The sequence below is a fragment of the Streptomyces sp. NPDC007901 genome (genome assembly GCF_042959465.1).
In the GTDB taxonomy this organism is placed as follows: domain Bacteria; phylum Actinomycetota; class Actinomycetes; order Streptomycetales; family Streptomycetaceae; genus Streptomyces.
In genome coordinates, this window is the sequence record NZ_JBIBKW010000003.1 from 189,734 (window position 1) to 215,308 (window position 25,575).

Genomic DNA, 25,575 nt, shown 5'->3' on the forward strand with positions numbered 1-25,575 from the left:
TGCTCGCCCGGACCACATCGGGCGCCGCACACCGCCTGACCGAACCGCCGTTGGCGCAGACCACGCCACCGGGAAGGAAAGATCATGAAGAAGCTCACGAAGCGCATCGCCGTCACTGTCTCCTCCGTGGCGGTCGCGAGTGTCGCCGTCCTCGGTACCGGGAGCGCCGCCTCGGCCGCGCCCCTTGCGTCCACGCACGTCCAGCGCCCGGCTGCCAGGGTGGAGACCACTGGTGACGGCTGGGACCACGGTGTCGGCTACCTGCTCGAGCAGGGCTACTCCTGCGACGAGACCCGCGGCTGGCACCAGGACCCGCGCGCCACCGATTCGACCCGGCACGACTGCGACGGTCTCTTCTACCGCGATGGCCACTTCTACCGCGGGGACGGCCACGGACACCGCTGGACGTCCGACACGTCCTACCGGCACGACGGGACCCGCCACGAGCACGGTGGCCGCGACAGGGACCACGACGGCCTGAGCCGCGACGACCGGTGAGACGGGTACCGCCCGAGGCCGTGAGCCCAGGCCGTTCACCTCAGTCCAGTCCCGGACGGCGGCAGGGATGCACCCGGTGGTCGGGAGTCGGGGGTCGGCGGCCCGGACCGCCGGCTGAGTGAGCACCGCGCCACTCATCGTGCGATGCGCCGGTGCCGTTCGGAGCCCGCGCCCTGCTGTACCCACTCCGCCCGCACTGCCTCTTTCACAAGCGGGGTGTGAGACGCCACCGAGCCACGCCCAGGAGCGGAAGCCGATGAAGAAGTCCTTGAAGGCTGTGGAGCGATGGATGGCCGTACAGCTGATCGTCTCGCACGCCCATTCACTGTCCCTTGGCGTACGCCTTCGGTACGAGCCCGCCGACCCCTATGTCGTCCATGCCGTCTTCTTCGCCGACGGTGACGAGCCGGTCGAATGGACGTTGGGGCGGGATCTTCTGGCTGATGGTCTGGAGGGTTCCGCAGGCTACGCGGACGTCCGGATCTGGTCGGCCGCGGGGCAGGGTGACGAGTCGATGTTCATCGCCCTCGGGTCCTCCGCAGGCACCGCCTTGCTCGAGGTCCCCGTGCGGGACATCACGTCCTTCCTGCAGTACACGGAGGCTCTGGTGCCACGGGGCACCGAGTCCGGACACATCGACTGGGGCGCCGAACTGGCGCACCTCCTCTCCCCGGGCTGACGCCTACCAACCATGCCCAGAAGAAAAGGAACAAGTGTCATGCCCCAGTACCAGCTTCGCGTCTACACCCTGCGCAGCCCGGACGCGCTCTCCGCCTACGAGAAGATCTGGGCCAAGCACATTCCCGGCATGACCAAGCACCGGATCACCACCCACGGAGTCTGGACGGTGCCCGCGGCGCCCGGAAGCGAGACTGCTCGGCTGTACGCCCTCGTTTCCTACCGGGACACCGACGACGTACAGAAGAGGCTGGAGGCGTACCTGTCGAGTCCCGAATTCCGCGCGGACATGGAGGGCTTCGACATCAGCCAGATCGTCGGCCTCGACGAGACCCTGCTGACGCCCACCGCGGATTCACCCTTGCGCTGACCACCGTACGAAGGAGCGGCTTCGTCGCCGGCTTGTGGTTGAGTGCCGCGAGGGCGACCGGTTGATGCGCACGAACCCGGCCTCCCCGGCACCGCCCCGGCTCGCGCACCGGTGGGGGGACGACTCGAGGTCCGGATCCCGAGCAGGGGCCAGGGCTAGGGTCGATGGTCACGAGGGGACGGGGCCGGCGGTTGCGGCCCCCGGCGCGGGCGCGTTGCCGGGAGCCGCCGACACGGCACAGGTCTCGTGAGGTCTGCGCAAAGACCCGGGCACGGACCACCGTCACCAGCGCGCTTTCACGCTGGGAGGGGCTGGCCGCCTACGCGGCTGGGCTGAGTTCGGCGCGGCCGAACAGCAGTGCGTAGCCGGAGGGGAGCCTGCGCAGGATGCGGGTGAGGAGATCGGGGCCGGCCAGGATCGCGACGGCGGCGAGGACCGAGCCGGTGTCCCAGCGGGCAGGGCCCACCTGGGCGCCGGTCCGGGCGGCGAGGTCTTTGACGAAGGCCCAGCCGGTCAGCGGCTGGGTGTCGGGGATCTGTGCGGTGAGGATACGTGCGGCTTCGAAGGGCAGGCGGGCGGCCAAGTCGACGCGTTCGTCGCCCGTCAGCTGGCGTCCGAGTCCCGCGAGGACCAGGCGGACGGCTTCCTCGGCCCGTTCCCGGGTGGGGTAGGCGCCTTCGTAACGGACCTTCTCCAGCATCTGCTCGTACGTCATGACGGGCAGGTGCTGGAGTGGTGCACGCCAGTCGGACATCACTTGGATGGTTGCCTTTCTATCGCTGAGGTGGTCATGCCGTCGCCCGAAGGGGCGCGCGGACACCAGGGTGGTCAGGTGGACTGGGGGCGGCCGAAGAGCAGGTCGTAGCCCACAGGGAGCTGGAGCAGGATCCGCCCCAGCAGGTCCTCGCTGGCCGCGTCGGCGACCGTGCTGAGGACGGCACTGACGTCCCAGGCCGCGGTCTGGTCGGTCGCTCCCTCGATCCAGGCCGCCGCCGCGCGCACGAACCGCTCCGGGGAGAGGGGTTCGGCGCTCTGCAGCGGGTTGAGCAGGATCAGGGCGAAGCCTTCCGGCAGGCGCGCCGCCAGCTGGGCGCGCACCTCGCCGACCAGATGCGCGCCCAGCAGTGCGAGCACCACGCGGGCCGCGCGTTCTGCTTCCTGCCGGCTGCCGTACTCGCCGCGTTCCGTCACCTGGTCGAGGAACGCTTCTCGTCGCAGGGTCACGTCGGCCGCCGCCCTTCTTCCGCTCCGGTGGTGCGGAGGACGGGTGAGGGGGGAGACCAGGTGCCCGTCCTCCGCCGCTGTTCGGCCCGTATCGTCCGGCTCAGCCGGAGATCTCCTTGCGGTCGGATCCCCCGCCGATGGCGATCTTGCGGGGCTTGGCGCGCTCGGCGATCGGGATACGCAGGGTGAGCACCCCGGCGTCGTAGTCGGCCTTGATCTGCTCGGTGTCCAGCGTGTCGGCCAGCACGATCTGGCGGGAGAAGACGCCCAGCGGCCGCTCGGACAGTTCCATCTGGACGTCGTCGGCCTTCGCCACGGGCCGGCGCTCGGCCTTGACGGTCAGCATGTTGCGTTCGACGTCGATGTCGATCGCCTCCGCGCTGACGCCGGGGAGGTCGAAGGCCACGACGTACTCGTCGCCCTCGCGGTAGGCGTCCATCGCCATCGCGGACGGCCGTGACCAGGTGCCCGTGCTCATCAGCTGCTGAGCCAGCCGGTCGAGCTCACGGAAGGGGTCGGTGCGCATCAACATGGTGAAACACCTCCAGAAGGTTCGGGCAGTTGCTGCCAATGCGCCTCACTGGAACCGTTGTAACATGTCATCCAATGGATGACAAACGTGGTGTCGTCAGAAGGATGACAACCCGCTCATCGAGGGAGGTGCTCATGACAGCAGCCGACCAGCCGGCCCCTTTCAGTGGCGACGCCCAGAGCCCGGCTTCGTTCCTCGCCGCGGCCGCGGCCCTGCACGCCATAGACGACGCCCTGCGCGTCGCCCGGCACGAGGCTCCCGGCGTCCCTGATGCGCCCGACATCGGCCCGGAGCAGGCCCTGGCCTCCCTCCTGCTGCTGAGGCAGGTTCGCGAGCAGCTCGCCGACTGGGAAACCGGCCTGATCGAAACCGCCCGCCACGCAGGCGCCAGCTGGGCCGACCTCGCCCACCCCCTCGGCGTCGCCAGCCGCCAGGCCGCCGAACGCCGCTACCTGCGGGGCCGGCCCGGCCCCGCCGGAACCACCGGCGAACAACGCGTCCAGGCCACCCGCGAACGCCGCGCCGCCGACCGCACGCTCGCCACCTGGGCCCGCCACAACGCCGCCGACCTGCGCCGCATCGCCGGCCAGATCACCGCACTCACCGACCTCCCCGCCGCCGCCCACCACCCGCTCAGCCAGCTCCACGCGGCCCTCGCCCACGACGACCCCACCGCCCTCATCCACCCCCTGAACGCCACCCGCCCCCACCTGACAGCCGCCCACCCCGACCTCGCCACCCAACTCGACACCCTCACGAACTCCGCCACGGCCTCAACCACCGCTCCCGACTGACCGATACACAGCGCCAACGCACGAAGGCGGACCGCACGCCGCAGGAGCCCCCGGCGGGCCGACCGGGGCCCGCCGTTCTTCAAGATCGACCTCAGTCATCCGCGGGTGATCCTTCGGTCGCCGTCATCGCGGGAGGCGGACGCGGATGGTGTTGCCCCTTCCGGGGCCGGGAGTGAGGTTCACCTCGCGGGCCAGGAGGCGGACCATGGGGTATCCGAGCCGCCGGCGCAGCCGTTGAGGTCAGGGACGTGCCCTGGGGAGTACGTGGCGGGGATCACTGACAGCGACGTGCGCCGCGTCGGCAGCGGCGCCAAGGCCGAGGGTGTAGCGGCTGCCCTCGTGGCGCAGGGCGTTGGTGGCGAGCGCGGAGACCGCAAGAGCGAGCGTGTCCGCCGTTTCTGGGGCACGGAGCCGGATCCAGCTTCGACGAACGTGTGGACGGCAGTACGCGCACGAGCGACGTCGGAGGCGCTGCCGCTCTCAACCACAACAGGGGCGCTACGACCTCCGGGGATGTCGCCTCCTGTGGGACATGCGCTACCACCCCACTTGGACCGGTTGCGACGCCTGGCTCAGCGTGTGGCCCGCCGAGCTGGGAGACAGCCCTGCTGCATCACTCTTTCGTGCGTATCCGACATAGAGCTCCACCGATCCGCCATGAAGAAAGTCTGTCGTGGCAGAAGTAGACTTTGCTGCGTCATGGAGTTACTGTGTTGTCGTACCCAGGAAGTCGAAGTGGGCACGGCAGATACGAACTGCCGGGCAAGCAGGTCAAGCAGGACGCGGCCCACAATGGCCGCGAGCAGTACCCGCGGTATCCCAGCAGTACAACCGAGTAAAAGTAAGGAGCAGAACGCCATCAGGATCGCCCGGGCGCGGAAGCAGTCCGCCCGGGTACCGCAGGCCCCGGATTGGAAGGTGGTCCCCGGTCACGCATCCGCGATCCCCGCAGCCCCGCCCTCCCAGGCGGAACCTGCGGTCACAGAAGGCCGGCGCAGTTGGCCGGTAGATGGTGTTGCAAGCTCGGGGCCCGGGCGCCAGGACGGCGCCCGGGCCCCCCGACGCGTCCCCGGAAGAAGAGGTCTATGCCCCCTGCCAGTCCCCGTCTCGCCGACAACCTCGACGACGACGACTACCCCGCCTACACCATGGGCCGGGCCGCCGAGATGCTCGGCACCACCCCCGCCTTCCTCCGCGCCCTCGGCGAACACCGCCTGATCACCCCACTGCGCTCCGAAGGCGGCCACCGCCGCTACTCCCGCTACCAGCTACGCATCGCCGCCCGCGCCCGCGAACTCGTCGATCAGGGCACCCCCATCGAGGCCGCCTGCCGCATCGTCATCCTCGAAGACCAGCTCGAAGAAGCCCAGCGCATCAACGAGCAACTGCGCACACAAGGCCCCGAGCCCCAGCCGAAGACCTCGGCCTGATCAGGACACCGGCCGCGAGCTGGACACCGACCGCCGCCAGGCAGGGCCCCCTAAGCGGTCGGTGGGCTCACCGCGTGTGGACATACCGCCGGTCACGGTGGAAGCCGCGGTGCTGGTAGGGATGCTTGCCTGAACCCGGTTTCCCGGTTGCCCGGTGGGCGGAGCAGAGCCTGCGCCGACGGTCAGGGATACGCGGTGTCCTGCCAGGCGGGGCGCACTTCGAAGGGCAGTGCGAGAGCCTTCATGTGCTGGTAGGCGAGGCCGGACTCCAGCGGCCGGCGCAGGGTCATGAGAAGGGGCTGATTCGGCCGACGTCGCATACCACCAAGTCGGCTGGTCCTGCCGACAGCAGGACCAGCCTCGGCACAGAGGTCGCCAGGAGGGGCGCTGAGCGCGGTCTTGGGCCGCAGACCAGTCGCCCGGCCCAGCCGCGACACACCGCGCTCCGGCAGCGGCCGCATCGGGATGGCCTTTCCGGAGGGGATCGGTTGCTTCCCGTGCGTCGCAGCAGGGCATCGCGGCCGGAACTCGCCCGACCACGGACGCGCCCAGGCCGCAACGCCCTGGGACCACGGGCTCAGCGACCGGCGCCCCGGCCGCTACGACCGGCGGCGAACCGGCCCTCCAGTCCCGTGATGAGCGTGTCGATCACCAGCCGGAACATACGGTCCTGGTCAGAGCCTGCACGGTCTGCGAGCGGGGCCTCGTCCGTGCCGGCAGCGATCCCAGGGGGCTGGAGGCTCGCCCACTGCTGGAGCGAGCCGTTGAGTTCGGCGCTCAGGACGCCGACGACGACGGCGACCATGAGAGCGGCGATCTCCGGGACCTCCGGCTGCGACACCCCGGTTGCGTTCACGATCGCGGTGAGCGCGGACCAGAACGGGTCGTCGGGCTGGATGAAGTCCGGCTGACCGAAGGAGTAAGCCATCAGCTTCGGGTGGCGGTGCGCCAGGGTCCGGAAGTCCGTGGCGAGCAGGCGGATGCGTTCCTGCCAGGGAGCGTCCTGAAGCGTCACGGTGCGGAACTGGGCGCCGACCGTTCTCGCCACGCCGCGCAGCACGGCTTCCTTGTTCGGCACGTGGTGATACAGCGACATCGGGTTCGCATCGAGCTCGGTCGCGAGTTTGCGCATGGTGAGCGCCTCGACTCCGTCCGCGTCGATGAGCCGCAGGGCGGCGGCATAGATCCCGGCCTCGGTCAGAGGCACATCCCTCTTCCTCGTACCCCGAGGGGGACGCCTCACCTTGTTTTCCATACCCCGTACGGTACCAGTTTCATACATCGTATGGAAATGACCTGCATCACGCTGCCCGTACGGCGGTCGGGGGTTGCCTCAGGTTTCCATACGACGTACGGTACCAATTCCATACGGCGTATGTTTCTTTCCGGCGCCGCGGCATTGACCAGCGCAACGCGCCCTTGCCCATCCGCTCCACCCCCTCCACGCAGAGGAGCAAGCCATGACCACGCACTCCGCGAACGACCTTCGCCCCATCCGGTCCCCGCGCGGGATCCCCCTGCTCGGCCACACGCCGCAGATCCCCGACACCAACCCGGTGGAGTACTTCAACGAGCTGTCCAAGCAGTTCCCCGAGGGCATCTACGGCATGGACATCGCAGGCATCGAGCAGGTCTTCGTCTACGACCCGGACCTGGTGGCCGAGGTCTGCGACGAGACGCGGTTCTTCAAGCAGATCGACAAGACGCCGCTGAGCCATGTGCGGGACTACACGGGGGCGGGCCTGTTCACGGCCCACCAGCACGAAGAGGAATGGGCCATGGCCCACCGGATCCTGCTGCCGGCCTTCAGCCAGCGGGCCATGAAGACCTACTTCGGTCAGATGCTGGAGATCGCCCAGAACCTGGTCGGCAAGTGGGAGAGCCGGGAGGGCCGGCCGGTCGCCGTCACCGACGACTACACCCGGCTCACCCTGGACACCATCGCCCTGTCCGGTTTCGGCTACCGCTTCCGGTCCTTCGACAAGGAGGAGCTGCACCCGTTCCTCAACTCGCTGCTGGAGGCGCTGATCGAGTCGATGCGGCGCTCCCAGGAGCTGCCGATGATGACCAGGCTGCGCAAGGCGGACGACAGGAAGTACCGCGAGAACATCCAGCTGATGCGCGACCTGGTCGAGAGCGTGATCAAGGAGCGCCGCGAGGGGAAGGGCACCGGCGAGGAGGACCTGCTCGGCCTGATGCTGGAGGCCACCGACCCGGAGACGGGCAAGCTGCTGGCCGACGACAACGTCCGCGACCAGGTGGTCACCTTCCTGATCGCCGGTCACGAGACCACCAGTGGCCTGTTGTCGTTCGCCACGTACTCGCTGATGCGCAACCCGCACGTCCTGGCGCAGGCATACGCCGAGGTCGACCGCCTGCTGCCCGGTGACACGGTTCCGGACTACGACACGATCATGCAGCTCGACGTGATCCCGCGGATCCTGGAGGAGACCCTGCGCCTGTGGGCTCCCATCCCGCTGATCGCCAAGGCGCCCATCGACGACACCGTCATCGGCGACCGGTACGAGCTGAAGAAGGGAACCAGGGCCAACATCCTCATGGGCGCCCTGCACTCCCACTCCAAGGCGTGGGACCGGCCGGAGGAGTTCGACATCGACCGGTGGCTGCCGGAGAACCGCGCCGAGCAGCACCCGCACGCCTACAAGCCGTTCGGCAACGGTGTGCGTGCCTGCATCGGCCGCCAGTTCGCGCTCACCGAGGCCCGCCTGGCGCTGGCGCTGGTGCTGCAGAAGTTCAGGTTCTCCGACACCACCGACTACAAGATGGACGTGCGCGAGGCGCTCACGCGCAAGCCCGGCGACTTCCACCTGGTCGTCCGCAGGCGTCAGGAGCACCAGCGGACCGTCTTCGGCGCCACCGACCCGCAGACCGGCGACACGCAGGCGCAGACAGCGGTCAGCGGCGTCGGTGTGAACCTGACCGTCGCCTACGGCTCCAGCCTCGGCTCCTGCGAGGACTTGGCGCGCACCATCGCCGACCGCGGTGAGCGCTCCGGCTTCGGCACCACGCTGATGAGCCTGGACGAGCTGGGCGACAACCTGCCCACCGAGGGCCTGCTCGCCGTCGTCGCCGCCAGCTACAACGGCAAGGCGCCGGACAACGCCCAGCGCTTCGACGACCTGCTGGCCGCCGGCCTGCCGGAAGGTGCGCTGTCGAATGTGCGGTTCGCGCTGCTGGGTGCCGGCAACACCCAGTGGGTGGCGACCTTCCAGGCGTTCCCCAAGCGGATCGAGGAAGGTCTGCTGGCCGCCGGCGCCACCCCGGTCGTCGAGCGCGGCATCGCGGACGCCGCCGGTGACTTCGACGGCATGGCCACCCGTTGGATGGACACTCTGTGGTCCACGCTGGCCGAGGAGTACGCCGCCGACACCTCCGAGGCGAGCGGCCCGCGCTACCAGGTCCAGCTGCTCACCGAGTCCGACGTACGCCCCGCCATCGTCTCCGAGCAGGCGTACCCGCTCACGGTGGTGGCCAACGAGGAACTCGTGGCCGACGCGACCGGCCTGTGGGACTTCAGCATCGAGCCGCCGCGCCCGTCCGCGAAGTCCATCACCGTCGAGCTGCCCGCCGGCGTCACCTACGACACCGGCAACCACCTGGCCGTCTTCGCCAAGAACGAACTCCCCCTGGTGGAACGCGCACTGAGGCGGCTCGGTGTCGAGTACGACCAGGTGCTCCGGCTCGACCAGCCCGGCGGCGGCCGCACCCACCTGCCGGTCGGCACCCCGGTCACCGCCGGCATCCTGCTCACCGAGTTCCTGGAACTGCAGGACGTCGCCACCCGCTCCCAGATCCAGACCCTGGCCGAGTACACCCAGTGCCCGTGGACCCGGCCGCAACTCCAGGCGTACACCGCCGACACGCAGGAGGCCGAGGAGCGCTACAGCAAGGAGATCCTCGGCAAGCGGGTCTCGGTGCTGGGCCTGCTGGAGCGCTTCCCGGCGGTCGAGCTGCCGCTGGCGGTGTTCCTGGAGATGACGGGCCCGATCCGGCCGCGCTTCTACTCCATCTCCTCCGCCCCGTCGGCCAACCCGCGCCACGTGCGCCTGACCGTCGGCCTCCTGGAGGGCCCGGCCCTGTCCGGCGACGGCCAGTACCGCGGCACCTGCTCCTCCTACATCGCCGGCCTCGAACCCGGAGACGTCGTCTATGGCTACGTCCGCGTGCCCTCCCCGACGTTCGCCCCTCCCGCCGACCCTGCCACTCCGATGATCCTGATCGGCCCCGGCACCGGCATCGCGCCGCTGCGCGGCTTCCTGGAGGAGCGGGCCTGGCAGCACGCGGGCGGCACCGAGGTCGGCCTGTCGCAGGTCTTCGTCGGCTGCCGCCACCCGGAGCACGACTACTTCTACCGTCAGCAGATGCAGGACTGGGAGCAGGCCGGGATCGCCCAGATCCACACCGCGTTCTCCGCGGTGACCGGCCACCCGGCCCGGTTCGTGCAGAACGCCATCGCCAACGCAGCCGACACGGTGTGGCAGGCCATCGAGGACGGCGCGTACATCTACGTCTGCGGTGACGGCCGCCGCATGGCCCCCGCCGTTCGCGAGGCCCTCGCCGCCATCCACCGTCGGCAGACCGGCAGCGACGACGAGACCGCCCAGCAGTGGCTCGCCCGACTCGAAGCCGACGAGCGCTACCAGCAGGACGTCTTCGCCTGACCCTCGCACGCCGTCAAGGCGCGTGACACCAGCCGCCGGGAGGCGTGCGGCATCCCGCTGCCGGCCGTACGCCTCCCGGCCACCACAAGCCATCCAGAGCCCATGGCGCCCATCGGCCCGAAACCCGTCGGGTGCCGCTCACAGAAAGCAGATCGTCATGGACACCATGCTCGCCGGACGCTTCCACCTGGACAGCAAGAAGTTCGCCGTGGAGGAGGTCCCCATCCCCGCACCGGGCCCGGGCGAGGTCCTCATCGAGGTGAAGGCCGCGGGCGTCTGCCTGTCGGACGTCCACCTCCTCGACGGCTCCCTCGTCCCGCTGTTCGCCACCTCCGACACCGTCACCGTCGGCCACGAGGTCGCCGGGGTGGTCCACACCCTCGGCCCCGACCTCAAGCGCGGCCTGACCATCGGCACCGGCGTCACCCTGGAGGCCGGCAAGACCTGCGGCAGGTGCGCCGGATGCGTGCGCCGCCGTCCCTGCACCCAGATGCTCACCGCCGGCATCGACTACGACGGCGGCTGGGCCGAGTACGTGATCGCCCGCGAGGACACCCTCATCCCCATCCCCGACAGCCTCCCCTTCGACCAGGCCGCGATCATCCCCGACGCGGTCTCCACCCCCTACGCCGCCGTCGTCACCACCGCGGGCGTCCGTCCCGCCCAGTCCGTCGGCGTCTGGGGCGTGGGCGGCGTCGGCGCCCACAACGTACGCCTCGCCCGCATGGTCGGCGCCGCACCGATCATCGCCGTCGACCCACTGCCCAGCGCCCGCGAGCGCGCCCTCGCCTTCGGCGCGGACCACGCCCTGGACCCGGCCGACCCCGACTTCGCCGACCAGGTCCGCGCGGCGACCGACGGACGGGGCCTGGACTTCGCCTTCGACTGCGCCGGCGTACCCGCCGTCCGTGGGCAGGCCGCCTCCGTGCTCGGCCTGGGCGGCTCCCTGATCCTGGTGGGCATCACCCCCAGGCCGCTCACCATCACCGAGGGGCTGACCTTCAACTACCTGCAGAAGCAGGTACGCGGTCACTACGGCGGCACCCCGGAGTCGGTCTCCGAGCTCGTGCGGCTGACCGCGGCCGGCCGCCTCGACCTGGCCCCCTCCATCACGGATCACATCCCGCTCATCGACGCGGCCGACGCGGTCAGCCGTCTCGAGAACAAGATCGGCGACCCGATCCGCCTCATCCTCGTCCCCTGACGCCTGTCAGCAGGACACCGAGCCACCTGGGGCAGGGGTGAGTGGGCGCCGGTGCTTGAGGGAGCACCGGTGCCCACGGTTTTCCGGCAACCGTGAGGAGAGGGAGCCATGCAGACGACCGACCGCCCGCGCCGCACTCCGCAGCGCAGGGATGCTCACTCCAACCACAGACGCATCCTCGCGACCGCCCGGCAGCAACTGCGGGACGACCCGGACACGAGTCTCGGCAGCATCGCCAAGGCCGCCGGCGTCACCCGGCGCACCGTCTACGGACACTTCCCCAGCCGGGAAGCGCTGGTCGCCGACCTGACGCAGGAAGCAGGACAAGCGCTCCAGCAGGCGTTCGCCGCAGTGCGCATCCCGGATGCCGATCCTGTCGAGGCGATGGCGCGCATGGTGCTGGCGGCATGGGCGGTGGGTGACCAGTACCGCATGCTCATCTCCCTGGGGCGCCGCCATCGGGGAGAGGCAGCCATCCGCGCCACCCTGGCACCGGCCCGCGAAGAGGCCATCGCGCACATACGACGCGGTCAACACCAAGGCGTGTTCGCAGGCCATGTGCCGGCACCCGTCCTCGCCCAGGCGCTGGAAGCACTGATGCTGGCCCTCGCCGAGGAGAACGCCGCGAGCACCTGGGCGGACCCCACGGGTGAGGCCGCGGCCACCGCGTTCCTCGTAGCCGCCGGCGTGGCACCACAGGCGGCCGCGCTTCAGGTGCAGGACGTCGTCAGGCGAGACCGGGCAGCGGGCGCCGGGTGACCTCATGGGCGTCGTCCGCAGCGAGGCCGAGCATGCGCAGCCGGGAGGGACAGCAGGGTGCCGCCCAGGCCGGACAGGGTGGTGGTCGCGTTGCCGCAGGTGAAGCGGCCGACGCGATGCCGACCTCCTGACGCTGATCACCGGTGCTGTGATCACCCACGTGCGCAAGGGGACGGGACGCCCGAACTCCTCCCCGCGGCGTGCGGCCCTGGTCGCCTGATATCACGTGCTCCTTGCCGGTGTCGGCTCGTGACGGGGTGACACGCAGGACGCTCCTGCTCGGCGGCTGCTGCGCGTCGGCGGCGGAGGCCCCTCAGTTCTGTTAGCGAGCCCAAGCCGGCGCTGGCAAACTGAATGTGTGGTTCCGCTGATGGCCGCGGCCGATCAGGCCGCGTCCTCATCTCTCACAGGCGCCGGTGTGGTGTCGGCCTGCGCATTGCTCTTCACCGTCGCGTCGTTCTGGTGGCTCAACGCCAGACAAGGGCGCCTGAAGACGTGGGAGCCTCATGCCTTCGCAGCGATCGTCAGTTCTTCCACGGCCCGCCTGCGACTCCCGCTCGTCCTTCACAACACCGGCCCCAAACCGATCGTCGTACAGGACCTCCTCCTGACCTTCCCTGACGAGCCCGCTTCTCACCTGCCGCTGCTGTGGGTGTCCTCACCGTCCCGGCTCCAGCCGGGGCCGGACGAGGACGCGAAGCTGCCGGCCGGCTTCGTCGTTCCCGGCAGAGAAGCGCGACAACTCTTCATCGAGTTCGAGGCACCCTTCTCCGGGTTGATGCCGGAAGCCCGTGACTACAAGGTCCAGCTGCAAGCGAGGGTCGGCCACCGCAAGGGGTGGCGCCGCCTGCTGACGTTCACCCTGCGGGCCGCCAACATCGTCGATCCGGATCGCTACACCGTCTACAACAACGCGCCGATCGAACTGACGAAGGAGGACCGGAAGAGAGCAGACGCTGCGCTGGTGGAGCTGTTGGAGGAGGAGCATGGGGACGCGTCCGCCACCGGCGAGCGGAACCAGCGGGACTCACCGGACGATGACGGCGACACCGGCGTGAAGCGCTAGAGGCCGGCTTCACGCCGTCCTCATCGGCTTCCGTGTTCCAGACTTTCCCTGCCCAGGGCCTCCGGCGCCTTGGTGGGTAGGTCACTGAGGCACCGCTCCAGAAGTGGAAGGTGAGCGTCACCGGTCGGCCGTCACCGACTTCCTTGAAGAAGTCGGGCGTGAGCTTGATGGTGTCCTTGGCGTAGTCCGGTTCGAAGGACTTGTTGAACTCCTTGTACGGGGTCCAGGCGCCCGCCCCGGCGTTGCTTCCGTCTGCGTACTTGGCCTCCATCGTCGCCAGTCGGTCGCCGCGGAACCGGGCGGGCACGGTGAAGGCGTCGGTGGTCCCGGTCGCGGGTGCGAGAAGCGGTGTGTCGTGGGTGATGACCTGGATGCGCCACGGCGCGCCCTGGGAGAAGTGTGCGTTCAGCGCGGCGTCGACCCCGTAGGCGCGGTTGCCCGCGAGCCGGGACAGCGGCGGTGCTGAGCGAGCTGTCGCTCTGTGGTCGAATTCGTCATCGGTTCCCCATGGTCGAACTGAACTTGCTCTCTCCGGTCGCCACAGGGAACTCAAAGGTTGCCGCGCTCCGGGAAAACGCCGTGGCGGCGAGCGGGATGACGCCTGTCGCCCTACAGCCCCGCCCCGCCTGACCACAGCCCGGTCGGGCCGGATGACCGCCCTGGCCCGTGAGCCATCTCACGGGTGGGGCCGGTCCTGGGTATCCCCAGCGTCCGGCGGGCGCGGCGGCGGTGATCCGCGACGTAGGAGGACGGGTCACGCCCGAGACACCGCGGACGCCGGGGATGCTCGCGAAGATCGTGCAGGCCCGGTCTCGGCGGATGCGGCAGGCTTCGCCGGGGCCGGCGTCACTCCGGTTGCGACCCGGTCGTACGGGTCGCAGGCTGCCCCCATGGACGACTGCAGCCCCGAAGCCGGCATGCGGCCCGTGCTGGTGACCGGTGCCGCGGGCAGTGTCGGGGCCGTGGGCAGGACCGTGGTCCGAGGTCTACGGCGGCGGGGTCTGCCGGTCCGTGCTCTGGTGCGCCGGGACGACGACCGGGCCCGGGCACTGCGCGCGACGGGTGCCGACGTCGTGGTCGGCGATCTGACGCGGCCCCGTGATGTCGCCGACGCCCTCGACGGCTGCGGCCGGATGTACTTCGGCATGGCCGTGTCCGCGGAGTACCTGACGGCCGCCGTGACCACGGCGACGGTCGCGCGCGCCTACGGAGGGCTGGAGGTGTTCGTGAACATGTCGCAGCTGACCGTCTCCGAGATGGACGCCACCAGCGGCTCCGAGTCGCGTCAGCATCGTCAGCAGTGGCTGGTCGAGCAGGTTCTCGACTGGTCGGGCCTGCCCGTGGTCGAGGTCAGGCCCACCGTCTTCCTGGAGAACCCGCTCTTCCGGGCCGTGTTCTCGTCGATCGCCGAGGACGGCACCCTCAGGTGGCCCTTCGGCGGGGCGAGGACCTCCCCGATCGCGGCCGGTGACGTCGCCGCGGCCGTCGAGGAGATCCTGGCCGATCCGGCCCGGCACATCGGCCGGACCTACGAGCTGACCGGCCCCCGGTCTCAGGACGCCGCCGCTCTGGCCGCGGAGATCTCCGACGCCCTGCACCGCGCGGTCGGCCACACCGACGTCCCGTTGCAGGAATGGCTCGACGGCGATCTCGGGGCGCTGGGACTGCCGGACCACGTCCTCCAGCACATCTCCACCATGGCCCGCCTGCACGCGGCCGGCCGCTACGACCGCCAGGCGGACGGCATGGCGGAGATCACCGGGCGGCCCGCCGCGGGAGTGGCCGAGTTCGTCCGCGAGAACCCCGGGCTGTTCACCCGCTGAAGCCGCCTGCCGTCAGAACACCGCCGCGGTCAGCTCGGGCACCGCTGGGCCCAGACCGTCTTGCCCTCGCCGTTGTAGCGGGTGCCCCAGGCGTCGGCGAGGCTGGCGATGATGAACAGGCCGCGGCCGTCCTCGTCGATGGTGCGCGCGTGCTTGAGGTGCGGGGCGCACTCCGCCGCGTCGCTGACCTCGCAGGTCAGATGGTGGTCCAGGACGAGACGCAGCCGCAGCGGCGGGACGCCGTGGCGGATCGCGTTCCCGACGAGTTCGCTGACGATGAGCTCCGCGGTGAAGGCGTCCTCCTCCCCGAGGTCCCAGGCCGCGAGCTGCCGGCGGGTGGCGGCACGGGCGAGCGGGGCCGCCCGGCTCTCCGCGGGCAGCGGCAGCACCAGCACCCGGTCGGCGGGGAACGCCTTGGCCCTGGCCAGCAGCAGGATCTTCTCCGTCTCGCGGTGGTCCCGCAGCGCGTACGCGATCGAGTCGCACACCTGGTCCAGGGACCCGTCGGCCGCCGCTTCGGTGAGCAGGGAGCGCACCTGCCCCGACGGCGCCAGCAGGTCCTCGTTGCCGAGCGCGAGGAGGCTGCCCTCGGGGAGCTCGACCGTGGTCGCGGGGAACGGGGCGTGCCCGCCGCCGGCGAGGACCGGGCCCTCCGGGACGGACACCACGGCGGCCCGGCCGCCCGGATAGACGGCGTACGGGTCCGACAGCCCGGCCCGCACGATCGTGCAGCGCTGCGCCAGCGCGTCGTACACCGCGATCAGGCAGCCGGCGGTGAGCGGCTCGGCGTGCAGGCTGTCGCCGGCCGGGAGGGCTGCGCGTTCGGCCGCGAGGCGGGCGGCGGTGTCGCTCAGCCGGGCCATCATCTCGTCCGGTTCCAGGTCCAGGGCGGCCAAGGACTGGATCACGGTGCGCAGTTGGCCCATGGTGGTGGCCGTGGCGACCCCCCGGCCGGCGACGTCGCCGAGGACCAGGGCGGTCCGGGCGCCGGCCAGCTCGATGACGTCGGACCAGGCGCCGCCCCCGCCGGGCCCGGGGATGTGCAGACGCGCGAGGTCGACCGCCGAGGTTTCCCGGGGCTGTTGCGGCAGCAGCCGGCGCTTCATGGTGGCGGCGATGGTGCGCTCCCGCGTGAAACGGCGTGCGTTGTCGAGGCACAGCGCGGCGTGGGCGCACACGTCCGCGGTGAGCGCGATGTCGCCCTCCTCGAAGCGCTCCTCCGTGCCGTGCCGGTAGAAACTCACCACGCCCATGGCCTGACCGCGCAGCGCGAGCGGGGCGACGATCAGGGAGTGCACGGCCGACTGCTCGATGGCCGCCGCCCGGGCCGGGTCGGCCGACATCCACGGACTGTCCCGGTCCACGGGGACCAGCCGCGGCCGCAGATCGGCCAGCACCCGGGCGAACGGGGTGCCGTCGGGCAGCCTGCTCACCCCGCCCACGGGATGGGCCGACACCACCCCGCGGAAGGCGGCGCGCAGCAGCGGCACATCGCCGTCGACGGGTGCCAGGGGCGGGGTGTCGCCCCGTACGACGTCCTCGATCACCTCGACCACCGCGATCCCGCAGAACGCGGGCACGACCGCGTCGATCAGCGCCTCGCACACGGCGATCACGTCCAGGTGCTCGCCGACGCTGCCGCGCACCGCCTCCAGGATCTCCAGGCGCTGCATGGCCTGCATGCGGTCGGTGACGTCGAGGGCGAGGACGATCAGCCCCATGACGTCCCGGCGGGCGTCCTCCAGGCGGATGTAGGAGACGGAGTAGTGCCTCGGCCCGGAACCGCCGGGCGACCGGGTCCGCACGATGCGGTCGAGCTCCGGTCGCCCGGTCGCCAGGACCCGGCGGGCGGCCGCGTCCTCCTCCTCGGGGGCGGCGAGATCGTAGGCGTCGGGGAACAGCCCGCCGAGCGGGGTGTCCGGACGCTCCCGCTCCCGCCCGCACTCGCCGCCCGTGCGGACGATGCGCAGGTCCCGGTCGAGGACGTGCAAGATCATCGGCGAGCAGCCGGCCAGGGCCTCCAGGACGGCCGGGGTCCACCCGCAGTCGACGCCGTCCGCCGCGTGCACCTCCCACACCAGCGCGGAACCGGTGAGCACCGGCCGTACGGCCAGGCCCACCGCCGACGCGCGGAGCGCCGCCATCCCGGCCGCGCCGTCGCCCTCGCGTACCAGCTCGCCGATGCGCCTGCCCACGACCTCCTGCGGCGACCAGCCGAAGGCCTCCTCGGCGGAGGCGGACCACTCGACCACCCGCCCGTTGTCGCCGACCAGCATGAACGCGCCGTCGCTGGGCATGGCAAACACCTCCACAGGGGCCACGTCCCCGGACAGGAGCCCTCCGGCGACCGTCCACGACCGTGTCCGCTTCCTCCTTATTCCTCCCTATAGTGCGCTCCCGGTCGGTGGCGTCGGCAACAGGTGACGTCGACAGCGGAAGGAACAGAGCCGGCAACAGAAGGAGCAGAGTCGGCGGCAGAAGGAACAGAAAGAAACAGAAGTGACAGAGGAGGCGACCCGGCGGGTCAACCGGGGGCCGGTGCGCTGCGGCGCAGGGTGCGGGCGGCCGGGACGACCGCGGCCGTCACGGCGAGGAGCGCGCAGGCGGTGACGGCCGAGCCGAGGGCCGGCCAGGGGAGCCGGACCGGCGCAGGCGCCGACTGGAGGCGCAGCGCCGCCGCGACGCCCGCCAGGTCCAGGCCGGCGACCAGCAGGCCCAGCAGCGCCCCCACCGCGACCACCGTGAGGGCCTCGGCGCCGACCAGCCGCAGCGCCTGCCCGCGGGTGGCGCCGGCCAGCCGGAGCAGGGCCAGCTCGCGGGTCCGGTCGGCGGTGGCCATCACCATCGTGTTGACCAGGGAGATCCCGGTGTAGAGGAGCGCGATGCCGAGGACGAGGAGGAAGCCGAGGCGGGTGGTGCGGTCGGTCCCCGGAGAGACCGCCGCGATCCACCGGTCCGCGGTACGGACCCGGCCGCCCCGCTCGCCGAGCGCCGCGCGCAGCCCGGCGGCCACCGCGGCCGGGTCCGCGCCGTCCCGCAGGGCCACGTCGACCCGGTCCACGGCCGCGCCGGCCCCGTTGGCCGGGGTGACGTACACCCCGTTGTCGCCGGTGCCGGTCCGCAGCACGGCGGCGATGCGCAGGGTCCGCTCCGTGCCGTCGCCCAGCCACACCCGCACCTTCCGGCCGACGGTGTGCCGCTCCCACTCCTCGTTGACGATGATCGAACCGTCGTCGAGGTCGGCGGTCCGGCCGGCGGCGAGCGGGAGGCGGGCGGTGGCGGCCAGCGCGGCGGGATCGGCGGCCCTGGCCTCGGACCTGATCAGGGCGACCCCGTCCTCCAGGACGTACACGGCGCTCCGCGCACTCGCGGACATCTCGGCACCGGGCACCGCGCGCAGCGCCCGCAGCGTCCCCGCGTCGAACCCGTCCCCGCCCGGGGGCGTGACGACGAAGGCGGCGGCGGTGCGGTCGCGGACCTCGGCGGCCCGGGCCGCGTTCAGGGTCGCGGTGGTGCCGAGCAGCGAGCCCGTGAGGGCGACGGTGACCAGCACGGGTGCCGCGACGGCCGCCGTACGACGGACCGCGGCGGCCGCGTGCTCCCGCACCAGCAGACCGCCGGCGCCCGGGAGTTGCGCCGGGACCCAGGTGAGCAGCCGGGTCAGCGGGCGGACCACGACGGGCGCGAGCAGGGCGACCGCGGTGATCAGGAGCATGGGCCGGCTCACATAGGTCTTGCGGTGCAGCAGGTCGCCCGGGGTGCCCAGGAACAGCAGGACGGCCGCGGTCAGCAGCAGACCGGTGCCGAACAGCCAACGGGACCGGGTCATGGGCCTGTTGTCCACGTCCGCCTCGTGCAGCGCCGCCACCGGTCCGGTCCGGCCCGCCCGCCGGGACGCGGCGAGCGCTCCGCACAGGGCGACCACCAGCCCGGTCGCGAAGGCGGCGTAGTACGGCCAGGCGGACTGCCAACCCAGCTGGGCATACGGCCGGGCGTGGGCGCCGATCCGGAACCAGGCCGGGGCGAGACCGCTGTCCACCGTCCGGCGGACGAGGAGGGGGGCGCCGTACCCGCCGAGCACACAGCCCGCCGCCGAGGCGACCACCCCGACCAGCAGGGCCTCGGCGAGCACCGTCCGGCGCAGCTGCCCGGGCGTCGCCCCGGCGGTGCGCAGCAGGCCGAACTCGCGGCGGCGCTGGGCGACCGCGAAGGCGAACGTCGACGCCACCACGAACACCGACACGAACGCGGTGACCCCGCCGGCCGTGCCGAACAGGGCGTTCAGCGCCGTCAGCGCGGCACGGTCGCGGTCGGGGTCCGGATCGGCGTAGCGGCGGCCGTCCCCCGTGAGGACCCGTACGCCCGGGACGTCCCGCACCGCGTTCCGTACGGCCGTCACGTCCGCGTCGACCACCAGCTGGGTGCTTCGGGGCGCCAGCCGGGCGGCCCGGGCGTCGGTGTAGAAGACGGCGTGCTCGAAGCCTCGGTCCGTGACGGTGCCGACGACCGTGACGCTGCCGTGGTCCGTGCGCAGACGCCGGCCGGCCCGTGTCCAGCTCCCGCTGACGACGACCTCGTCGGCGGTGCGGGGCGCCCGCCCCGAGGCGATCCCGTACGGCGCGAACGCGGCCACCGACCAGGGGTGAGCGACCAGATCACCGGGCCCGCCCGGCACCCGTACGGTGAAGGAGCGGTCGGGGGTGACCGTGCCGAGCCTCCGCAGCGCGGCGACGGCGGCGGCGGGCAGGGCGCGCGGCTCGGCCAGCGGCTGGGTGCGGTCGCCGATCGGGGTGGCGACCCGCAGGGTGTCGGCACCCCTGACGACGAGGGGAGCGGCGGCGAACCGCTCCGGGGCGCGGTCCGGGGCGTCCAGCGTGGCGGCGAGCGCCAGGCCCATCACGGTGAGCAGGGCGACGCCGAGCGCGAGCGCGACGAAGCTGCCGGCGAAGCCGGTCCAGCGGGTGCGCAGGGTGTGGAGGGCGACGCTCAGCACGGGCGGGCCGCCTCGGGGTTGGCCTTGGGCTTGGGCTGGGTCTTCGGCCTGTGCTGGGCCTTCGGGTTGGGGCCGGGGGCGGTCTCCAGCCTGGTCATGGCGGTGGCGATGGCGTCGGGGTGCGCGCCCGTGAGTTCGCCGTCGACCCGGCCGTCGACCAGGAAGACCACGCGGTCGGCGTAGGAGGCGGCGACCGGGTCGTGGGTGACCATGACGGTCGTCCGGCCCTCGCCGTCGACCATGTTCCGCAGCAGCGTGAGCACCTCGCGGCCGGTCCGGGAGTCCAGGGCGCCGGTCGGTTCGTCGCCGAACAGCACCTCGGGGCGGGTGATCAGGGCGCGGGCCAGCGCCACCCGCTGCTGCTGACCGCCGGACAGCTCGGCCGGCCGGTGCCGGGCGCGGTCGGCGAGACCGACCTGGCCGAGCACCTCGCGGACCCGGGACCTCGGCACCCGCCTGCCCGCCAGCCGCAGCGGCAGCGCCACGTTCTGCTCGGCGGTGAGCGAGGGCAGCAGGTTGTACGCCTGGAAGACGAACCCGACGCGCTCCCGGCGCAGCAGGGTCAGCCGCTTCTCGCTCAGCCCGGTCAGCTCGGTCCCGGCCAGCCGGACCGACCCGGAGGTGGGCCGGTCGAGCCCGGCGGCGCACTGCAGGAGGGTCGACTTGCCGGAGCCGGACGGGCCCATGACGGCGGTGAAGGTGCCCTCGGGGAAGGTCAGGGAGACCCGGTCGAGGGCGGTGACGGCGCCGGCTCCGGAGCCGTGCCGTCTGCTGACGGAGCGCAAGCTGAGGGTGGACATGGAACCTGGCCTCGTTTCCCCGGTGGTCGGCGATGGTTGTCAGCGATGCGGGCGTTGGCTCCACGAAACCGTCCGGGGCGTGGGCGGCGCAGTGCGGCAGGACCGAGACCTGGGGTAGGGCCAGGCATACCCCCGCAGCGGAGGCTGGACGGATGGCCGGGGCATGGGCCCGCCGCCTACGGTGACCGGCATGCAGCCCCCTCCCCGCAGCGTCTGGCAGGCCATGGCCGGGCCCGGCTTCCTGCTCTCCCCGTGGCCGTGGCGGGCCGCCGGCTACCTGCTGACGGGGGCGGTGACCGGTGCCGTACTCCTCGTGGGGCTGGTCGCCGCGGTCACGGCCGGCGGGGTGCTCGCCGTCGTCCTCGTCGGGTTGCCGCTGCTGCTTCTCACGGCGCTCGCGGGCCTTCCGGTGGCCTGGGTCGAACGGCACCGGCTGCGGCTGGTCGACCGGGAGCGGCTGTACGACCCGCACGTGCGCCCCTCCGCGCCCGGACTGCGCGCATGGCTCACGACCCGGCTGCGGGAGCGCGCGACCTGGCGCGAACTCGGTCATGCACTCCTGTTCGCGGGCCTGCTCTGGCCGGTGGACGCCCTTGCTGTGCTCCTCGCCCTGGTCTGCCCGCTGTCGCTGGCCGCCGCCCCGCTGCTGCTGGCCACGGCGGGCGACGGCCGGGAGACGAAGGTGCTGAAGGTGTGGACGGTCACCGGCTGGCCGGCCGCCCTCGGGGTGGCGGTGGCCGGGGTCCTGCTGCTGGCCCTCGGGGGCTACGCGCTGGGCGTGGCGGCCGGTGCGCGGGCCGGGCTGACCCGGCTGCTGATCGCGCCGCGCGAGGCCGAGTTGGGGGCGCGGGTGGTCGAACTGGCGCGATCCCGGGCCCGGTTGGTGGACGCGTTCGAGGCGGAGCGGCGGCGTATCGAGCGCGATCTGCACGACGGGGCACAACAGCGCCTGGTCGCCCTGTCGATGACGCTGGGCCTGGCTCTTCTGGACGCCCCGCCGGGCCCGTTCGCCGACCAGCTCGCCAAGGCCCAGCGGGAGGTGGGGGAGGCGCTCGCCGAGCTGCGCGAGATCGTCCGCGGCATCCATCCCCGGGTGCTCGCCGACCACGGTCTGGAGGCGGCCGTGGCCGACGCGGCGGACCGCACGGCCGTTCCCGTGGACGTCTCCTTCCGGCTCCCGGTGCGGCTGCCGCGGTCCGTGGAGGCGGCCGCGTACTTCGTGGTGCGCGAGGCGCTCGCCAACGTCGACCGGCACAGTGGCGCGGGCCGCGCCGAGGTGACCGGCGGGCACCGGGACGGCCTGCTGTTCCTGGAGGTGCGCGACGACGGGCGGGGCGGCGCGGACGCCACGGCGGGCAGCGGGCTGACCGGGCTCGCGGACCGGGTGTCGGTGCTCGATGGGAGACTCTCCCTGTCCAGTCCGCCGGGCGGACCGACCCTGCTGCGTGTGGAGTTGCCGTGCGGTCCGTGCAGTCCCTGACGCCTTCGCCTTCGCCGACCGGCCGCGCGCTGCGCGTGGTCCTCGCCGAGGACAGCGTGCTGCTGCGCGAGGGGATCGTCGGGCTGCTGGCCCGGTTCGGGCACGAGGTGGTCGCGGCCGTCGGCGACGCGGAGGCGCTGGTCGCGGCGGTCGAGGAGCACGCGCCCGACGTCGTCGTGACGGACGTGCGGATGCCGCCCGGCTTCCAGGACGAGGGCCTGCGCGCCGCGGTGCGGTTGCGCGCGGCGCGGCCGACGTTGCCGATCCTCGTCCTCAGCCAGTACGTCCAGCGCAGTTACGCGGCCGACCTCCTCGACTCCGGGGACGGCACGGGCGTCGGGTACCTGCTCAAGGACCGGGTGGGGCAGGTGGCCGAGTTCGTCCGGGCGTTGGGCGAGGTGGCCGACGGGGGGACGGTGGTCGACCCCGAGGTCGTACGGCAGCTGCTGCGCCGGCGGCGGGATCCGCTGGAGCGGTTGTCGCCGCGCGAGCGGGAGGTGCTGGCGCTGGTCGCCGAGGGGAAGTCGAACGGGGCGATCGCGCGGGAACTGGTGGTCTCCGAGGCGGCGGTGGGCAAACACATCGGGGCGATCCTGGCGAAGCTGGATCTGCCGCCGGCCGAGGAGACGCATCGCAGGGTGCTGGCGGTACTGGCGTATCTGCGGGCGTGAGGTCTCTTGGTTGTTTCATCGGGGGGCGTTGTGTGGAGTTTCGGCCGCGGGTGCGTGGTGGTTGCTCGCGCAGACATACGACGACGGCCGACCACCCCACCCAAATCCCCCCGAAGTTGTCCACAGGGTCTGACGTGTTCCGGCCCCCACCTGTACCGTCTCCACGAGTTGATGTTGTGCGGAGTGCGGGGGAGGCGGTCGACGTGACCGGATGGGAAGAGCCGATGACGGCCGGGGCGCGCACCCTGCCCTCGCCGAAGGGCTTCGCGCAGTGGCCGTCGCAGGGTTCCCCCAAGGAGGAGGGCAAGGCCCTGCGTGCGGCCGTGCCGCGCGCGGCGCATGACGCCCTGGACCTGGACGGCTCCCGGCCCGACGCGGTGAGCGCCGTCGAGGAGTCCAACCGGGACCGCATCCCGGAGCTGATCCCGATACGGGTCGGCAGGATGGCGGCCGGCCCCTTCGCGTTCCTGCGCGGCTCGGCCGGACTGATGGCGCACGACCTGGCTCGCACTCCGATGACCAGGATCGCCACCCAGATATGCGGCGACGCCCACGCGGCCAACTTCGGTCTGTACGGCGACCCGCGCGGCGACCTGGTCATCGACCTGAACGACTTCGACGAGACGGTGCTGGGCCCCTGGGAGTGGGACCTCAAGCGGCTCGCCGCCTCCCTGGTGCTGGCCGGCCGGGAGGCGGGCGCCGACGAGGACATGTGCCGCAAGGCGGCGGGTGACGCGGCCGGCGCCTACCGCCGCACGATGCGGCTGCTGGCCCGGCTCCCGGTGCTGGACGCGTGGAACGCCATCGCGGACGAGGAGCTGGTCTCCCACTCCGACGCCCACGACATGATCGGCACCCTGCGCCGGGTCTCGGAGAAGGCCCGGGCCAACACCAGCGGCCGGTTCGCGGCCCGCTCCACCGAGCCCACCGAGGACGGCGGCCGCCGCTTCGTCGACGCCGCACCGGTGCTGCGCCGGGTCGCGGACGTGGAGGCGAAGGCGGTCACCGCGGCCCTGGAGCACTACGTCACCACCCTCTCCGAGGACCGCCACCCGCTGCTCGCCCGGCACACCCCGCACGACGTCGCCTTCCGGATCGTCGGCACCGGCAGCGTCGGCACCCGCTCGTACGTCGTGCTGCTCCTCGACCACCGCGGCGAGCCGCTGATCCTGCAGGTCAAGGAGGCCCGCCCGTCCGCGCTGGTCCCGCACCTGGCGACGGCCGGCTTCGACGCGCCGGCCGTGGACCACGAGGGCCGCCGCGTGGTCCTCGGCCAGAAGCGGATGCAGGTGGTCAGCGACATCCTGCTCGGCTGGACGACGGTGGAGGGCCGGCCCTTCCAGGTCCGCCAGTTCCGCAACCGCAAGGGCAGCGTCGACCCGGCCGCGCTCTCCCCCGACCAGATCGACGACTACGGCCGGATGACCGGCGCCCTGCTGGCCCGCGCCCACTCACACAGCGCCGACCCGCGCCTGATCGCCGGCTACTGCGGCAAGAACGAGGAGCTGGACGAGGCGATCGCCGCGTTCGCGGTGGCCTACGCCGACCGCACCGAGGCGGACCACGAGGAACTGGTGACCGCCGTGCGGGCGGGACGGATCGCGGCCGAGCTCGGGGTGTGAGGTACGTCGCAGGCGTCGAGGACCTGGTCGGGGCCTGCCCGGACCTGGTCACCGAGTGGGTCCCGGCCACCGAGGACGACGACACCCCCTAGTCTGGTCGGGTGACGACCCCGGAAGCTGAGCAGTCCCAGGCACCGCGGCCCGAGGAACGCCTGGAGCGCGCCGTACGGGCCGCCGAGCAGGCCTTGATCGAGTACGAGATCGCGGTCGAGACCTTCCGTGTGGAGGTCGAGAACTTCTCTCGCCTGCACGAGCAGAAGCTCGGCCCCTTCTACCTCCGCCTCGAGGAGCTGGACGCGCGGATCGCCGAGGCGAAGGCCGCCCGCAGCGGCGACCCCGAGGACATCCGTGCCGCCGAGGAGGCCCGGGCCCGGGTCATGCCCATCCCCGGCGTCGAGGAACTGCTGCACGGCTGGATGGACAGCGACGGCCTGTTCCCGGAGGCCGTGGCCATGCTCACCGAGCAGGAGGTGCGGCCCCCGCAGCGGGTACGGCCCAGCGAGGAGGCCCGCCGGCTCTACCGCGAGCTGGCCCGCAAGGCCCACCCCGACCTGGCGCAGGAGGAGGCCGAGCAGCAGCGGCGCGAGGAGTTCCTCAGCCGGGTCAACGCGGCCTACGCCCGCGGTGACGAGACCCTGCTGCGGGAGCTGGCCGAGGAGTGGGCGGCCGGACCGGTCCCGCCCGAGCGCAAGCCGAGCCGTGCCGAGGAGCTGTACGCCCGCCTCGAATGGCTCGCCCAGCGCAAGGAACTCCTCACCCTGGTCGCCAAGGAACTGGAGAACGGCCCCATCGCCGGCCTGCTCCGGCTCGCCCCCGACGACCCTGACGCCCTCCTCGACGAGATCGGCGAGAAGCTCCACAAGGACGTGGCCGAGCGGGAGGCGGAGCTGGCCGCGCTGCTCGCCCAGGAGTAGCCGTCGGGTAGCGTCGGAGACATGAACTTCGCAGC

21 protein-coding genes and 1 pseudogene are annotated in these 25,575 nt (G+C 72.1%); 14 read left to right on the plus strand and 8 right to left on the minus strand.

All coding sequences use genetic code 11. The annotated features are described in order from the left end of the window. Positions 1-84: 84 nt before the first annotated feature. The 3 genes from ACFZDK_RS11200 (at position 85) to ACFZDK_RS11210 (ending at position 1,546) form a co-directional block, all read left to right on the plus strand. Complete coding sequence (locus ACFZDK_RS11200) at positions 85-498, plus strand: hypothetical protein (protein ID WP_390971753.1); 414 nt, start codon at positions 85-87, stop codon at positions 496-498. A 256-nt stretch (positions 499-754) separates the two neighbouring features. Then, positions 755-1,177, plus strand: coding sequence for an SsgA family sporulation/cell division regulator (locus ACFZDK_RS11205; RefSeq protein ID WP_390971754.1), 423 nt, complete (start codon positions 755-757; stop codon positions 1,175-1,177). Between the two features lie 39 nt (positions 1,178-1,216). After that, complete coding sequence (locus ACFZDK_RS11210; protein ID WP_390971755.1) at positions 1,217-1,546, plus strand: NIPSNAP family protein; 330 nt, start codon at positions 1,217-1,219, stop codon at positions 1,544-1,546. 319 nt (positions 1,547-1,865) lie between these two features. Here ACFZDK_RS11210 and ACFZDK_RS11215 read toward each other — a convergent pair whose 3' ends face one another. The 3 genes from ACFZDK_RS11215 to ACFZDK_RS11225 form a co-directional block, all read right to left on the minus strand. Further along, positions 1,866-2,300: a DUF2267 domain-containing protein gene (locus tag ACFZDK_RS11215; protein ID WP_390971756.1), complete on the minus strand. Its 435-nt coding sequence runs from the start codon at positions 2,298-2,300 to the stop codon at positions 1,866-1,868. A gap of 74 nt (positions 2,301-2,374) precedes the next feature. Beyond that, complete coding sequence (locus tag ACFZDK_RS11220; RefSeq protein WP_390971757.1) at positions 2,375-2,770, minus strand: DUF2267 domain-containing protein; 396 nt, start codon at positions 2,768-2,770, stop codon at positions 2,375-2,377. Positions 2,771-2,870: 100 nt separating this feature from the next. After that, positions 2,871-3,302, minus strand: coding sequence for an Hsp20 family protein (locus ACFZDK_RS11225; protein ID WP_390971758.1), 432 nt, complete (start codon positions 3,300-3,302; stop codon positions 2,871-2,873). A gap of 134 nt (positions 3,303-3,436) precedes the next feature. Between ACFZDK_RS11225 and ACFZDK_RS11230 the strand changes: the two genes are divergently transcribed. Both ACFZDK_RS11230 and ACFZDK_RS11235 read left to right on the plus strand, forming a co-directional pair. Continuing rightward, entirely contained in the window at positions 3,437-4,096 is a 660-nt protein-coding gene (locus ACFZDK_RS11230; RefSeq protein WP_390971759.1) for a type III effector protein, read from the plus strand. 1,085 nt (positions 4,097-5,181) lie between these two features. Further along, positions 5,182-5,526 (plus strand): MerR family transcriptional regulator, encoded by a 345-nt coding sequence (locus ACFZDK_RS11235; protein WP_390971760.1) that lies wholly within the window; start codon positions 5,182-5,184, stop codon positions 5,524-5,526. 577 nt (positions 5,527-6,103) lie between these two features. On the opposite strand, the gene ACFZDK_RS11240 is transcribed toward ACFZDK_RS11235, so the two are convergent. Continuing rightward, entirely contained in the window at positions 6,104-6,733 is a 630-nt protein-coding gene (locus ACFZDK_RS11240; RefSeq protein ID WP_390971761.1) for a TetR family transcriptional regulator, read from the minus strand. 253 nt (positions 6,734-6,986) lie between these two features. Between ACFZDK_RS11240 and ACFZDK_RS11245 the strand changes: the two genes are divergently transcribed. From ACFZDK_RS11245 to ACFZDK_RS11260, 4 genes are all read left to right on the plus strand, one after another. Beyond that, positions 6,987-10,208 carry a cytochrome P450 gene (locus ACFZDK_RS11245; protein ID WP_390971762.1) on the plus strand — a complete coding sequence of 1,074 codons (3,222 nt, stop codon included), beginning with the start codon at positions 6,987-6,989 and terminating at the stop codon, positions 10,206-10,208. A 157-nt stretch (positions 10,209-10,365) separates the two neighbouring features. Continuing rightward, the gene (locus tag ACFZDK_RS11250) at positions 10,366-11,412 is read left to right on the plus strand and encodes a zinc-binding dehydrogenase (RefSeq protein WP_390971763.1); all 1,047 of its coding nucleotides are present in this window, start codon (positions 10,366-10,368) and stop codon (positions 11,410-11,412) included. A gap of 108 nt (positions 11,413-11,520) precedes the next feature. Further along, positions 11,521-12,171, plus strand: coding sequence for a TetR family transcriptional regulator (locus tag ACFZDK_RS11255; protein WP_390971764.1), 651 nt, complete (start codon positions 11,521-11,523; stop codon positions 12,169-12,171). A 358-nt stretch (positions 12,172-12,529) separates the two neighbouring features. After that, positions 12,530-13,237: a hypothetical protein gene (locus tag ACFZDK_RS11260; protein WP_390972539.1), complete on the plus strand. Its 708-nt coding sequence runs from the start codon at positions 12,530-12,532 to the stop codon at positions 13,235-13,237. A gap of 85 nt (positions 13,238-13,322) precedes the next feature. On the opposite strand, the pseudogene ACFZDK_RS11265 reads toward ACFZDK_RS11260, so the two are convergent. Then, positions 13,323-13,871 (minus strand): annotated as a pseudogene (locus ACFZDK_RS11265) (hypothetical protein); the annotation flags it as partial. Positions 13,872-14,127: 256 nt separating this feature from the next. On the opposite strand from ACFZDK_RS11265, the gene ACFZDK_RS11270 reads away from it, so the two are divergent. Continuing rightward, entirely contained in the window at positions 14,128-15,060 is a 933-nt protein-coding gene (locus tag ACFZDK_RS11270; protein WP_390971765.1) for an NAD(P)H-binding protein, read from the plus strand. Positions 15,061-15,089: 29 nt separating this feature from the next. Here the strand turns inward: ACFZDK_RS11270 and ACFZDK_RS11275 are convergent, their stop codons facing one another. From ACFZDK_RS11275 to ACFZDK_RS11285, 3 genes are all read right to left on the minus strand, one after another. Beyond that, positions 15,090-17,357: a SpoIIE family protein phosphatase gene (locus ACFZDK_RS11275; protein WP_390971766.1), complete on the minus strand. Its 2,268-nt coding sequence runs from the start codon at positions 17,355-17,357 to the stop codon at positions 15,090-15,092. Positions 17,358-17,584: 227 nt separating this feature from the next. Continuing rightward, positions 17,585-20,053, minus strand: a complete 2,469-nt coding sequence (locus ACFZDK_RS11280) for an FtsX-like permease family protein (RefSeq protein ID WP_390971767.1) — start codon at positions 20,051-20,053, stop codon at positions 17,585-17,587. After that, positions 20,047-20,853 carry an ATP-binding cassette domain-containing protein gene (locus ACFZDK_RS11285; RefSeq protein WP_390971768.1) on the minus strand — a complete coding sequence of 269 codons (807 nt, stop codon included), beginning with the start codon at positions 20,851-20,853 and terminating at the stop codon, positions 20,047-20,049. Before ACFZDK_RS11285 ends, ACFZDK_RS11280 begins: the two co-directional genes overlap by 7 nt. A gap of 223 nt (positions 20,854-21,076) precedes the next feature. On the opposite strand from ACFZDK_RS11285, the gene ACFZDK_RS11290 reads away from it, so the two are divergent. From ACFZDK_RS11290 to ACFZDK_RS11305, 4 genes are all read left to right on the plus strand, one after another. Beyond that, a complete protein-coding gene (locus tag ACFZDK_RS11290) occupies positions 21,077-22,333 on the plus strand; it encodes a sensor domain-containing protein (RefSeq protein WP_390972492.1) in 1,257 nt (418 codons plus the stop codon). Beyond that, positions 22,312-23,004 (plus strand): response regulator, encoded by a 693-nt coding sequence (locus ACFZDK_RS11295; RefSeq protein ID WP_390971769.1) that lies wholly within the window; start codon positions 22,312-22,314, stop codon positions 23,002-23,004. The genes ACFZDK_RS11290 and ACFZDK_RS11295 overlap by 22 nt, the downstream gene beginning before the upstream one ends. A gap of 224 nt (positions 23,005-23,228) precedes the next feature. Further along, positions 23,229-24,626, plus strand: a complete 1,398-nt coding sequence (locus ACFZDK_RS11300; protein WP_390972494.1) for a DUF2252 family protein — start codon at positions 23,229-23,231, stop codon at positions 24,624-24,626. Positions 24,627-24,727: 101 nt separating this feature from the next. Then, complete coding sequence (locus tag ACFZDK_RS11305; protein ID WP_390971770.1) at positions 24,728-25,540, plus strand: hypothetical protein; 813 nt, start codon at positions 24,728-24,730, stop codon at positions 25,538-25,540. The last annotated feature ends 35 nt before the right edge of the window (positions 25,541-25,575 follow it).